The sequence below is a fragment of the Ruoffia tabacinasalis genome (assembly GCF_005864045.1).
In the GTDB taxonomy this organism is placed as follows: domain Bacteria; phylum Bacillota; class Bacilli; order Lactobacillales; family Aerococcaceae; genus Ruoffia; species Ruoffia tabacinasalis.
The window spans coordinates 135192-148839 of the sequence record NZ_VBSP01000001.1; the positions used below are offsets into that span (position 1 = coordinate 135192).

The following is a 13648-nucleotide window of genomic DNA, read 5'->3' on the forward strand; positions in this document are numbered from 1 at the left end:
AGACAACAAAAAAACAGTTAGTGAAATCGATTTGCTTTCACTAACTGTTTAAACTATCTCTATTAGTCTAAGTATTCAACTACTTCTACTTTATTAGTATAATATCGCATTCTTTGTTCTAATTCAGCATACAACTCACTGGCTTGAGCTAAGCCATATTCATCAGCATCTGCTAAAGGAACTACAGAGTATACCGGAGTCTCTGGCATACCGAAATTAAAGGTCGGCATGAATCGCATTGAATCTAAGACAACTTCACCATTACCAAGTTTATTAAATGTATATTCGGTAATACCTCCGATTTTTGTGTCAATTTCATACTGTCCAGTTAAAAAGTTCCCGTGTGAGAACATTCCTGCTTGGCTCTCATTATAATTAATAAATGGTTGTAAGACATGCGGGTGTCCTCCTAGAATAAAGTTTGCTCCAGCATCACGCGCTGTTTGCATAACTTCTAATTGCCACGTATTAGGTAAGTAATCATACTCATTTCCCATATGGAACATGACAACTGACACATCCACTTCCGTATTCAGTTGCTCAACTTCAAGTGGAATTAAATCCAAATCAATGAGTGATAATAAATATTCTTGATCTTCTGGGAGATAGTTTCCATTCGCATCATTAGCATAAGACAGAAAACCAACGGACATATCTCCTACTTCGATGATGCGAGACGTATTGTAATCTTCCCATGACTCATAACTACCTACATGCATCATATCACGCTCTTGTAAGGCATTAATTGAAGCATATGCCCCGTCTGCACCTAAATCAAGTGAATGGTTCGTTGCATTATTAACAATATCAACCCCAGCGTTTTGAAGTGCATCAATAATCTCTTCAGGTGAATTAAAAGCTGGGTATGTTGAAGGTCCAAAGACACTTCCCGCTGTGATCATCTCTAGATTCGCAGTTGTAATATCCGCATTCTCTAAATACGATCTAACCCCATCAAACATATGATCAAAACTATAACCATCCCCAGTATCCGCATCATAATAAACCGTATCATGAACTAATACATCTCCAATAGAGCGAATTGTTACAGAATCAACCACTTCATAATCACTACTAGATCCATTCTCTTCAGAAGTGTCAACCACTTCTTCACTGCCAACTTCTTCGGACTCAGCAACCGATTCCCCCTCTTGGCTAGCCGATTGGCAGCCTAAAAGGAGAAATGTTATACCGAGAAATAAACTTATTAATTTTATATTATTTAATCTTTTTTTCAACATTCACGCATCCTTATTCGAATTCTATCAGTAAATCTCCTGCTGTAATTTGATCTTGTTCTTTCACATAGATGCTTTTTATTACCCCAGCTTTAGGTGCTTGAATCGCATTTTCCATTTTCATTGCTTCAGTAATAATTAATACATCATTTTGTCTTACATGATCGCCTTCTTTAACATTTACCTTAAATACAGAACCAGGCATTTGTGCTCCGACATGATTCAGATTTGAACGATCTGCCTTTGGACGAGCTACTGATGATAAATCAACATTATTATCAATAATTTCTACTTGTTCAGGCATTCCATTTAGATTGAAATAAACAATACGTGTGCCATTTTCTTTAAGCGGTCCAATACTTGTTAATTCTACTAAGAGTGTTTTACCAGGTTCGATATCAACGACAATACGTTCATTTAACTTCATACCGTATAAGAAGGTTGGTGTATCAATTATATCAACTTGACCAAAATCTTCAATAAAGTTTAAATATTCTCTAAATACTTTAGGATACATTCCTAGACTCAACATTGAGTTCATATCCACATCTTTATAAAGCTTTTCATTCAATTCTTCTTCGGCTTCTTTGAAGTCGAAAGGTGCTAAGTGATTCCCTGGTCGATCGGAAATCGCTGTTTCATTTTTTAGAACTACTTTTTGTAATTCTTTATTCATACCACCCGCAGGTTGGCCAATCTCTCCTTTAAAGAAAGAAATAACAGATTGTGGGAAGTCTAACGCCTCGCCTTGCGCAATAACAGATGATTCGTCTAAATCATTTTGAACCATGAATAAAGCCATATCTCCTACAACTTTAGATGATGGTGTCACTTTTACAATATCTCCGAATAAGAAGTTCACACGGTGATACATATCTAAGACAGCGTCATAACGATCGCCTAGCCCTAAGGATTGTGCTTGCATACGTAAATTACTATATTGACCACCTGGCATTTCATAATCATAGACTTTTGTCCAAGCAGTTGTTAAATCACTTTCAAACGGCGTGTAATACTTACGTGTTTCTTTCCAATAATTTTGCATGATATTATTCGCTTCAACGTCCACGTTAATATTACGGTCAAGGCCTAGACGTGTATAGTACAAGGCATTCGCATCTGGCTGTGAATTTTGACCCGATAGAGCTGCATTAGCAGTATCCACAATATCCACCCCAGCATCAATCGCTCTTGAGTAAATAGCTACACCAGTACTTGTCGTATCATGTGTGTGTAAATGAATCGGTAGTGATACCTCTTGTTTCAATGCAGAGATAAGTTGGTAAGCTGCCTCAGGCTTTAAGACACCAGACATATCTTTAATCGCAATTGTATGAACACCAAGTGCTTCCAATTCTTTTGCCATATTTACGTAATAATCTAATGTATATAGGCTTGATCGTTGTGGGTTCAAAATATCCCCTGTATAACAGATTGTTCCTTCGACGATTTTTCCAGTCCCTAACGCTGTTTCAATTGGGAATTTTAACGCTTCTAACCAGTTTAGTGAATCAAAAATCCTAAAGACATCGATGCCCTCTTGAGCACTTGTTTTAATAAACTGTTTCACTAAATTATCTGGATAGTTCTTATAACCTACCGCATTTGAAGCACGCAATAACATTTGGAAAGGAATATCCGGAATTAATTGACGTAAGTCACGCAATCTTTGCCATGGACTTTCTTTCAAGAAGTTATAAGCGACATCAAACGTTGCTCCTCCCCACATCTCTAATGAGAAGTAGTCACGCATTGTTTCATTCATAAATGGCGCAATTTCACGCATATCTGTCGTTCTTAAGCGTGTCGTTAAAACAGATTGATGTGCATCACGAAGTGTTGTATCTGTTAGTAAAGTATTCTTAGTTCCAAGAATAGCTTTAGATACAGCTTCAGGTCCTTGTTGATCTAAAATCTGTTTAAATGACAAAGCTTTCTCGTCGTGTGGCTTTGTCCAAACATCCCCTGGTGTACTGAATGATTCACGGTGAATATTTGTACGGTGACCTTTAATTTTTGGCACTTGTCTCAATTCAAAGTGAGGTTTTTCAGTTTTTTCAATCCCTGGGAAGCCATTGACAGTGACATTCGCAATATACTTCAATAGTTTATTCCCGCGGTTTCTTGGAGGTATAAAATCGAATAATTCCTTATGCGTATCAATGAATGACACATCATATTCACCAGAGACAAATTGTGGGTGTTTAATAATGTTTTCAATGAAACGAATATTTGTTTTGAGACCCACGATACTCATCTCTTCTAAAGAGCGTCTTAAGTTAGCAATGGCGCCATCTTTGTGAATTGAATACGTTGAGATTTTAACAAGTAATGAATCATAGTAAGGGCTAATATTCGCCCCACTATAAGCGTCACCAGCATCTAAACGAACACCAATCCCACCAGGAGAACGGTAACCGATGATCTTACCAGAATCTGGTGCAAAATTATTTAAAGGATCTTCTGTCGTTACACGCGCTTGAATAGCGAAACCATTTAAGTGAATATCTTCTTGGCTTGGGAAACCGATGGCTTGATCAAATAATGCTTCACCATCCGCAATTAAAATTTGCGTACGAACAATATCTAAACCAGTCACTAATTCTGTAATGGTATGCTCCACTTGAACACGTGGATTTACTTCGATGAAGTAGAATTCATTTCCTGAGACTAGGAATTCCACTGTACCGGCATTAATATATTCGATATGATTCATTAATTGAAGCGAAGCATCTGTTAATTTTTCACGCATTTCCGAGCTTAAATTAAATGAAGGTGCTACTTCAACAACTTTTTGATGACGACGTTGAATCGAGCAGTCTCGTTCATATAAATGCACGACGTTGCCATGTGTATCTCCTAAAATCTGTACTTCAATATGTTTTGGTTCATTAATGTACCTTTCAGCATACATGCGGTCATCACCAAAAGAATTTTTTGCTTCGGATTTCGCACGGTCATAGGCACTTTCAATCTCATCTTCAGACGCCACAATACGCATCCCTTTACCGCCACCACCGCTGACAGCTTTTAGCATAATCGGATAACCATGTTCACTCGCGAAGGCTTTAACATCTTCTAATGAATTATCATCTGTCACAGTACCTGGAATGATTGGCAGTCCTGCAGCAATAGCCGTTTCACGCGCACGCGTTTTATTCCCGAACATTTCTAAATGTCGAAGTTCAGGACCGATAAAGATAATACCTTCTTCCTGACAACGTTTCGCAAACTCATAGTTCTCACTTAAGAAGCCATAGCCCGGATGAATCGCATCAATGTTTTTCTCTTTAGCTAAAGCAATAATACCTTCAATATCTAAATAAGCCCCCGTCGGACTTAACGTCTCGCCTACCAAATACGATTGGTCTGCTTTTTGTCTATGCAGCGACCCGATATCTTCTTTAGAATAAATCGCTACCGTTTCAATTCCTAATTCTTTACACGCACGGACAATTCGAATGGCAATTTCACCGCGGTTGGCTATTAATATCTTGTTAATTTTATTCATTTACTCAACTCCAATTTGTTTGCTATTTAATTCCAAATATTTAATGATTCATTTTGAGCCCGATCCTCAGCCTCTCTTAAAAGCGTCTCATAAGAATTATTAGGCGGATTGACATATCTCACTCGAGCTAATCCTTCTTCCAATAAGGCTTCATTCATTAACACATCATCACTATACACATAGGCTAATATCCGATTGTAATTATCTGTAGGTGGACCGACATCCAGTTCGATATATACTTGATCCGCTTCCTTTAGATAAGTTTCATTCATTTCTTTAGCTTCCTGAGCAAATGGTGCAGGATCACCACTATCATAATTCATTTCTGGTGTATCGATGATTAAGTATCTAACGGGAATTTCATATCCATTCAAATCAATTCGCATGGTGTCTCCGTCATTTACAGAAACAAGATCCACTGGAATCTTTTTCAATGTCGGTAATACTTCAAAATTCTCTCCGTTAAATTCACTTGAAATAACTTCCGTGTCTTGATTATCAATGACTGTATTGGATGATTCAAAATTTAATAAATCAGGTGCAAAGAATAAAAATAAAATAATAACGATGGCTGATAAGCTGATACCCATTTTATTATTTCGATTCCCTAACTGCTTTAATAATCGACGTAAGAGTGATTTATTATTCAAGTAAGCCCTCCGTTCTATTAGGTTAAATATACAGTAGCTATTATATCATAATTATTAGACTAGTTTACTCTTTTATTAGTAAATTTTAATCTTAAAGCATTTAATGTTTGATGTAGTCAAAAACCCCCAACAAAAATATTTGTTAAGGGTTTATAAAAAAAAATGGTTTATAATAAAACACTTTCTTCATCTGGTGTTTGACGCACTTCTACTTTAGTCCCTTGCTCTGAGATTGATGCCAACCAATTAATTTGTTTACTATTCAATGAGACTCCAGGTGCAATTGTTTTTCCTCCACCTGTTGGAGCCACACTCGATAAAGTTACTAATGGGATTGAAAAACCAAGATTCATAATAATTTTCAAATCTGCAATTGTTTCAAAGATTAGTATCGGATGTTTTTCTGAATCTAATTTATTTAGCATTTTAATGGCCTTACTCAAACTATAATAACGACATGTAATCCCATCCGGCACCGACATATCTAATAGACCTTGTTGCATTTTATTTTCTGAAAGTTTGTCATTTACGACAATAATAAGATTACTCTCGACTTCACTACACCAGAGTTCGGCTACTTGCCCATGGAGAAAATGATCGTCAATTAGAGCCATTCTTACATTAGACATTGCATCTCTTTCCTTTCTAAATTTACATTCAGCGGATATGTTACGCCACTTAAGAACTAAGTGCAATACTTTTCCATTAAAATACACAAAAAATTCGATTTAGTTTGATGAAATCGGTAAAAAGAAATCACTAATTAAGATAATCATTAGTAAAGAATTAAATTTTAAGGTATAATGTTATCTGAACTAATAACTAAAATGGGTAGAGGTGAAAAAATGTACTTGAAAACAACGTCAAATAACCATTCTGAGTTTTACACAATTATGGATGAGTCTTCCATTTCAAAATCTAAAAAGACAAATAGACGGATGCAAATTCAAAAGAGTGATTCTGAGTTATTTTTCCGTTTTAATCAATCAGTGCGGTTAACTTCTGATATAGGACTTGCCTTAATTGTGTTAACTACTACACCTGAAGATGAAGTAAGTTATCAGGAATTTATCTTAACTAATAGTATTGATTTAGTCCCAGGTGTCTATTTTAACACACTCGCTATCACAGAAGAATGTAGTATTTTTATGGAACCGCTTGGGAAGGATTCTCCTAAGACAGTCCCTACAGCTAAAAAAATTGCGATTCGAAAATACGAACCAAAACTAATGATTGAAAAACTACATACTTTGTTCTATCAAATTAAGATGGCGCCTTTCGAAAGCTTATCTATTCCAGGAGATTATTATGAACTTATTATTGTTGATCAAGGTGAGTTAATTCATCACATTGATGATGCGGAGTATATTGCTAAAAAGAATGATTGCTTTATCTATCAACCAGGACAAGTTAGAAAACAAAGTATTACTAAAGATGGAGTAACGTCTTATTTATCAATTATATTTGACGCAAAGGGGCTAACTCCTACAGCAACGAATCAAATCATACACTTAGGTTCTCAAAACACAGCTTTAATTGAACGAATCATTGAATTATCAAACATTACAACCAATGGTAGATATACGGATGATGAAGTGTTATTAAACTTAAAATTAATTCTACTTAAAATTGTTCAAGGTGAAGCGAATCATACCGAAAAACCAACCACATCGATGCGCGAAAACTATGAAAGTGAATTATTCCAAGCGATGGTAGATTTCTTGGATGCGCATGTTGAAGACCAAAACCAAGTGAGTGATTTAGTTGAACATTTCTCATTATCAAGATCAACCATTCAATCATTATTTAATAAATACGCAAATACGACACCAAAAAATTATATAAATACAATTCGATTAAACAGAAGCAAACAAATGATTCAAGAAACTCAAATGACCTTATCACAAATAGCTGATTATCTAGGCTATGGTTCGATTCAATACTTCTCTCGGGCATTTAGTAAGGAATTTGGTTTAAGCCCTTCTAGCTATGCTAAATCGATTGTTTAAACAATTAAAACTTGCACTAATAATAATAATTCCACTCCTTAAGTTATTGACTAACTTTAAAGAGTGGAATTTTTTAAATTATTAAGCTAATTTTGCTAATAAATCTGGACGGAAACCGTTAAAAGGCTCTTCCCCATCGATTTCAACTACAGGGAGTGATTGAAAGCCTAATGATTTAATATGATTCAGTGCTTCCTCATCAGCAAACACATCTAGAGTAGAATAATCGACACCTTTATCATCTAAATATTTTTTTGTAAAGTTACATTGCATACAATTTGGTTTTGAATAAACAGTAATTTTTGACATGGATATGACCTTCTTTCTTTGAACTAATATACTCATCATACTGTATTTCCAAACAAAAAACAACTACATGTTGATCGCTTTATTAAATGCGACACAATATATAGTTGTTTTGCACAAAAATGATGGCACTGAAACTAATTCATTATAAATGGATATACGGCTTCATGGTGTCCGACATAATCCGTAAAATATAATTTAAAATTATATTTATTCTGGTAAGTTTGGACTAATTTGTATAATTCGTCTTCTTGGCCTTTTTCTTTTATTTCACTGAAATGACCAATAACAACAAACTTCATTCTATCCAAAATATTCAATAAATCAAGTTGTGACAAGTAGCTGCGCATTTTATTAATATCTCCTGACTGACCTTCAAGAAGTAAACCTTCAGCATTATCAAGATTAAAATAAGGTGTCCCAGCTAATTTTAAATAGCATCGAATATTTCCACCAATAATAATTGCACTTTCTTCTATTTTGTTTGGTGTTGTGCTTCCTCTATCGATCCGTTCATTATTTAATAGCACACGTTTAAAACTATCTTTTGCAACGCCTGTATTATCTTTAATGATATTCGTTGCTAAAAAGTTTACAGCTTTGACGTTTGTCTTTAATAATAAAGCATTAATAATCACTGTATTGTCACTATAACCTAAATAAAACTTATCGGAAATAGATTCAATCGCTCGCCAATCATCTTCAGTAAATTGGTTTAAAACTTCCAACGCCAAGTCTCCCCCTGATAAGTCGAAAATGGCTTTGATATTAGGATCTATCAAGGCATTGTATAATTCTTCTTTTCGATAAGTAGCGTCATGTGTTTCATTATTAATGGGATCAATATATATAGTAGGGCTAATATGAACTTTTAGATCAAATTCATTAACCAAACAATCATATAATGATGTTATTTTTAATCTTACTTGTTCATCTAAATCTAGTCCGTTTGAACAGCCAAGCAAGATGACTTCATCATCAGAATTCAGGTGCATATTATCATCACTTTCTATATCAAGTTTTTTTAAGAAGCATTTGCTTCAATCTCTACTAATTTTTCCATAAGTTCGTGCAAATGTCCAATTTCTAAACTAGCAATTTCTTCTTTGCTATATACATTCGCAATTTTTCCTTGATGGAGGACAACAATTCGATCACCATATTTAATTGCGTCTTGCATATGGTGGGTAATCATTAAAGTAGTTAAATTGTTTTCTGTTACCATTTTGTGTGTCATTTCCATGACTTGTTTAGCTGTACGTGGATCTAACGCTGATGTATGCTCATCTAATAATAATAGTTGTGGCTTTTGAATCGTTGCCATCACTAAAGAGATGATTTGTCTCTGTCCACCAGATAAATATTCTATTGGTAAGTCTAAGCGCTTCTCTAAATCTAAATTAAACTGAGAAATATACTCTGCCATTTCAGCTTTATTTTCAGCATTTAAAGATAGAGACAAACCACGTTTTTTACCACGTTTACTTGCTAACATTAGATTCTCGAATACTGACATACGAGGAGCTGTTCCCATACTTGGGTTTTGGAAAACTCTTGCAACAATACTGGCACGCTTGATTTGAGGGATTTTTGTAATATCCGTATTATTTAATAAAATGCTTCCTTCATCGGGTTCGATATGCCCTGTAAGAGCATTAAATAACGTGGATTTCCCTGCCCCATTCGTTCCTATGATCGCAATAATCTCGCCTTGTTTTACTGAGAGAGTAATATCTTCTAACCCTTTGACAATATCTCCTGTTCTTCGTTGAAAAACTTTGGATACATGGTTTAATTCTAAATAATTTTCTGTCATCATTACACTCTCCTTCCTATAATTTTCCTAGTTTAGCTTTATTTAAGCCCATCTTCTTAGAAATAGCTGGTAATGCTAAGAATATAGCTAACACCAAGGCTGAGATTAATCTAAAGTCGTTTGGATTAAAGCCTAATTGAAGAACAAAGACAATTATTAATCGATAAATCACTGATCCAACAACGATTGAAATAAAACGCCCAGATAATTTCATTTGTTTTCTAAAGATAACTTCTCCGATAACAATTGAAGACATAGCAACAACTACGGTTCCTGTCCCCATCTGAACATCTGAGAACCCATTATCTTGTGCAACTAAAGCACCACTTAGTGCAATAAATCCATTGGCAAACATTAATGCTAGACGTTTCATTGTATTTGTTTTAATTCCGAATGAAGCCGCCATAATTTCATTATCACCGGTTGCAATAATCGCTTGTCCTAAATCTGTCTTAAATAAATAAGTCATAAAAAGGATAACAAGTAAAACAACAATTAAGCCAACAATAGCTCTTTGATATTGAACACTTTCAATCGCTTCACTTAAGTAACTATAGATTGTATCAAAACCACGTAAGCTTAAGTTCGGACTCCCCATGACACGTAAGTTGATCGAATAAAACCCAGTTAGGGAAATAATACTAGCAAGTAAAGCAGGAATATCAAAATACGTTGTTAATATTCCTGTTACTAGACCAGCTAACATTCCAGTAATAATAGAAGCAAAAGTGGCGACAATTGGGTTAACACCCATTGTAATTAATGTAACTGCCGAAGCAGCACCTAAAGTGAATGATGCCTCGCTGGTTAAATCGGCGAATCGTAGGATTCTGAAACTAATGTATAGTCCCAATCCCATAATTCCCCATAATATTCCTTGGTAAACTGCACTAAAATAAATACTCATACTAACAACTACTCCTCACCTAAACGGTCCTTAATATCCATCACTTCAGAAGCAAGCTCTTCTGGTACTTCAATACCTAAACGATCAGCTGTTTCAAAGTTAATCAGAGATTGTAATTCATCTAAAAATCGCACGGGTGTCTCACCTGGATTTGCACCATCGATGATTTCTTTGGCAACATCTGTTGCTAATAATCCGATATCTTTCTGGTTAATTGCTACAGCTGATAATGCCCCTTGCCCTACCATCACGTCAACCGTTGTAAAGACTGGAATTCCAGCTGCATCTGTTGCATCTAATAAAGTTTCAAAAGCACTTGCAATCGTATTATCTGAACCAACATAGATTGCATCGACTTCGCTAGCTAAAGTTTGAGCCACTAATTGCATGTCCATTGTAGAAGCAATTCCTTCAATTTGAACTTCTAAGCCCATTTCTTCTGCAACTGCTGCTGCTTGTTCAGTTTCTGCCAATGAATTGTCTTCACTTGTTGTATAGATCATACTTACTTTTTGCACATCTGGTTGTAATTGTAATAATAATTCAAATTGATCTTCATATGGTACTGCATCACTTGCACCAGTAATGTTTTCGCCTGGATTTTCTAAATCATCAACAATTCCTGCTGAAACAGGATCAGTGACCCCGGTCATAATAATTGGAATATCTGATGTCACATTTTGAAACGCTTGTGCTACCGGAGTCGTAATGGCGAAAATCATATCAGGCTCTTCCGCCACTACACTTTGAGCGATCGTTGAGAGGATGTTTAAATCTCCTTCAGCGTTTTGGTAATTAATCGTTAAGTTTTCACCTTCAGTATATCCGTGTTCCGCTAGCCCATCATAGACACCTTGTCGGATATCATCGAGTGAACTATGCGTAACTAATTGAACAACCGTTACATCTAATGAATCTTCTTGAGCGAAAGCCTCTTTTGTTGTTGTACTTGATACAACGACTAATGCCAGTGCAACCATTGCTAAGATAAGTTTTTGTAATTTTTTCATTTTTATTCTCCTTTTATATAAAAAACAGCCGACACATACAATCTATGTGTCAGCTTAATAAAGCATAAAAAAAGACCACATAGATTGTAAGACTACAAACTCTATGTGGTAAACTGGATTAAGAGCCACATAGATACAGTTTCAGTTAAATTCAAACTGGGCTGTATCCATGGAACAGATTCCAAGTCTACAACCTATCTACGCCAGCTTTGCCAGATTAAATTAATTTTGTTGTTAACTTGGTTCGTCATATTCATTGGCCCCTTTCGTATTTGTTAATACAATGATACAACCTCGTCAAATATATGTCAACCATTTCTATTCTTTTTTTAATCTTTCTTTAATAATCGGCTACGTTTTGATAATTAGTAATTTAAGCTTATTTAATGTACAATAATAGTCTAGTAAAATCATGTTATTAAAGGGGGTTTGGTTGATGTCATTTGATGGCTTTTATACACACAAAATTACAGAAGAGCTAACTTCCAAACTAAAAAATGGACGCATACATAAAATTTATCAACCGTTTGAACAAGAATTACAATTCGTTATCCGATCAAATCGTACCAATTACCGAATGGATGCTTCGATTCATCCAACCTACTATCGCTTACACCTGACTGAGGAGAAATCGAATAACCCACAACAAGCACCTATGTTTTGTATGTTATTACGAAAACATCTGGAAAATGCAACGGTATTGGATATTCGTCAACATGAAAATGACCGAATCATCACATTTGAATTAAGTGGTCGCGATGAACTGGGTGATCTACAAAGTTATTTACTTATCTTTGAATTAATGGGTCGTCACAGTAATATTATATTGGTTAATCCAGTTACGAATAAAATCATTGATTGCATTAAACATATTCCGCCAAGTATGAATAGTTTTAGAAGTTTACAACCAGGTGCTGAATATATCTTACCACCTAAGAAGGAAAACCAAGAAAACATCTTACAATTAAGTGAAGCTCAATTAAACGAGTTCGCGACTGAAAACCAAGAATTACTCGCAACAGGTAAAGCATCTAAAGTGATTCAAGGGATGTCTGGTCTCGCTAGTAAACAAATTACCGCGTGGATAAATGATGACCAGTTGACAGCGTATCAAGCCCTTGAAAAATATTTACACGAGTTAAAGACAGGCCAACCCGTCATATTTAGAACTGACAATCAAATGAAATTTTACGCAATGGATCTGCCCTATCTTGAAGGCGAACGAGATTATTATGAATCATTAAGTAAATCACTAGATGTTTTCTACAATCAAAAAGTTCGTTTAGATCGAGTTAAGCAATTATCTGGCGATTTAATTCAAAGAATCAAACAAATCATTGAAAAAAATTATCATAAATTAGAGAACTTAGAAAAAGACCGACAAGTCGCTCAAGATGCGGATACTTATCGTCTAAAAGGTGAATTAATCAATGCCTTTTCGTATCAAATCGAAAAAGGTCAATCTTCTACCGTTGTAGCTAATTATTACGATAACAATGAACCTTATACCATTGAATTAAATCCTAGAAAGACACCGTCAGAGAATAGTCAAACTTATTTCAAACGCTATACCAAATACCGTGACTCATTACGTTTTATTGAAAAACAAGAAAAATTAGCACAGCAAGAAATTGAATATTTGGATTCAGTCCTTGTTCAACTTGAACAAGCAGAAATTGAAGACATTGAAGATATTAAAGCTGAGTTAATTCGAGAGGGTTACGGCGGTAAACGGAATAAGTCCGTTAAAAAACGAGCAAAATCTAAATCTAAGCCCCGTCGCTATCAATCAAGTGATGGTGTGATGATATATGTTGGTCGTAATAACCAACAAAACGATGAATTAAGTATGCGCAAAGCAAGTAAAAACCACTGGTGGTTACATACTAAAGATATTCCAGGAGCGCATGTGATTGTCGAATCTGACAAGCCTAGTGATCAAACGATGACAGAGGCGGCTGAAATAGCCGCTTACTACTCTAAATCGCAAAATTCTGCCAATGTCCCTGTCGATACAGTCCAAGTGAAGCACTTACGTAAGCCTAATGGTGCTAAACCAGGTTATGTGATTTATGAAGGTCAAAATACATTATTTGTCACACCTGTAGAGAAGAAAATAAACGAACTAAAAATGAATGGATAATTTAAAACCGATCCGCTACCTAGTTTTTTGAACTAAGTAGCAGATCGGTTTTTATTTT

11 protein-coding genes are annotated in these 13648 nt (G+C 35.2%); 2 read left to right on the top strand and 9 right to left on the bottom strand.

Annotated elements, in window-relative coordinates; all coding sequences use genetic code 11:
* Positions 1-62 precede the first annotated feature (62 nt).
* The 4 genes from FEZ33_RS00695 to FEZ33_RS00710 all read right to left on the bottom strand — a co-directional run bounded on the left by FEZ33_RS00695 (position 63) and on the right by FEZ33_RS00710 (position 6028).
* A complete protein-coding gene (locus FEZ33_RS00695) occupies positions 63-1241 on the bottom strand; it encodes a CapA family protein (RefSeq protein ID WP_138403455.1) in 1179 nt (392 codons plus the stop codon).
* A gap of 10 nt (positions 1242-1251) precedes the next feature.
* Positions 1252-4749: a pyruvate carboxylase gene (locus tag FEZ33_RS00700; protein WP_138403456.1), complete on the bottom strand. Its 3498-nt coding sequence runs from the start codon at positions 4747-4749 to the stop codon at positions 1252-1254.
* 26 nt (positions 4750-4775) lie between these two features.
* Positions 4776-5399, bottom strand: a complete 624-nt coding sequence (locus tag FEZ33_RS00705; RefSeq protein WP_138403457.1) for a thermonuclease family protein — start codon at positions 5397-5399, stop codon at positions 4776-4778.
* Positions 5400-5566: 167 nt separating this feature from the next.
* Positions 5567-6028 carry a PTS sugar transporter subunit IIB gene (locus FEZ33_RS00710; protein ID WP_138403458.1) on the bottom strand — a complete coding sequence of 154 codons (462 nt, stop codon included), beginning with the start codon at positions 6026-6028 and terminating at the stop codon, positions 5567-5569.
* Positions 6029-6250: 222 nt separating this feature from the next.
* On the opposite strand from FEZ33_RS00710, the gene FEZ33_RS00715 reads away from it, so the two are divergent.
* Positions 6251-7408 carry a helix-turn-helix domain-containing protein gene (locus FEZ33_RS00715; RefSeq protein ID WP_171031220.1) on the top strand — a complete coding sequence of 386 codons (1158 nt, stop codon included), beginning with the start codon at positions 6251-6253 and terminating at the stop codon, positions 7406-7408.
* A gap of 81 nt (positions 7409-7489) precedes the next feature.
* Here FEZ33_RS00715 and nrdH read toward each other — a convergent pair whose 3' ends face one another.
* The 5 genes from nrdH to FEZ33_RS00740 form a co-directional block, all read right to left on the bottom strand.
* Positions 7490-7717: a glutaredoxin-like protein NrdH gene (gene nrdH / locus FEZ33_RS00720; RefSeq protein WP_138403460.1), complete on the bottom strand. Its 228-nt coding sequence runs from the start codon at positions 7715-7717 to the stop codon at positions 7490-7492.
* Positions 7718-7851: 134 nt separating this feature from the next.
* Positions 7852-8709 carry an LD-carboxypeptidase gene (locus FEZ33_RS00725; RefSeq protein ID WP_138403461.1) on the bottom strand — a complete coding sequence of 286 codons (858 nt, stop codon included), beginning with the start codon at positions 8707-8709 and terminating at the stop codon, positions 7852-7854.
* 29 nt (positions 8710-8738) lie between these two features.
* Entirely contained in the window at positions 8739-9530 is a 792-nt protein-coding gene (locus tag FEZ33_RS00730; protein ID WP_138403462.1) for an ABC transporter ATP-binding protein, read from the bottom strand.
* A gap of 16 nt (positions 9531-9546) precedes the next feature.
* The gene (locus tag FEZ33_RS00735) at positions 9547-10437 is read right to left on the bottom strand and encodes an ABC transporter permease (RefSeq protein ID WP_138403463.1); all 891 of its coding nucleotides are present in this window, start codon (positions 10435-10437) and stop codon (positions 9547-9549) included.
* An 8-nt stretch (positions 10438-10445) separates the two neighbouring features.
* Entirely contained in the window at positions 10446-11447 is a 1002-nt protein-coding gene (locus FEZ33_RS00740; protein WP_138403464.1) for an ABC transporter substrate-binding protein, read from the bottom strand.
* 436 nt (positions 11448-11883) lie between these two features.
* On the opposite strand from FEZ33_RS00740, the gene FEZ33_RS00745 reads away from it, so the two are divergent.
* Entirely contained in the window at positions 11884-13590 is a 1707-nt protein-coding gene (locus FEZ33_RS00745; RefSeq protein ID WP_138403465.1) for an Rqc2 family fibronectin-binding protein, read from the top strand.
* Positions 13591-13648 lie beyond the last annotated feature (58 nt).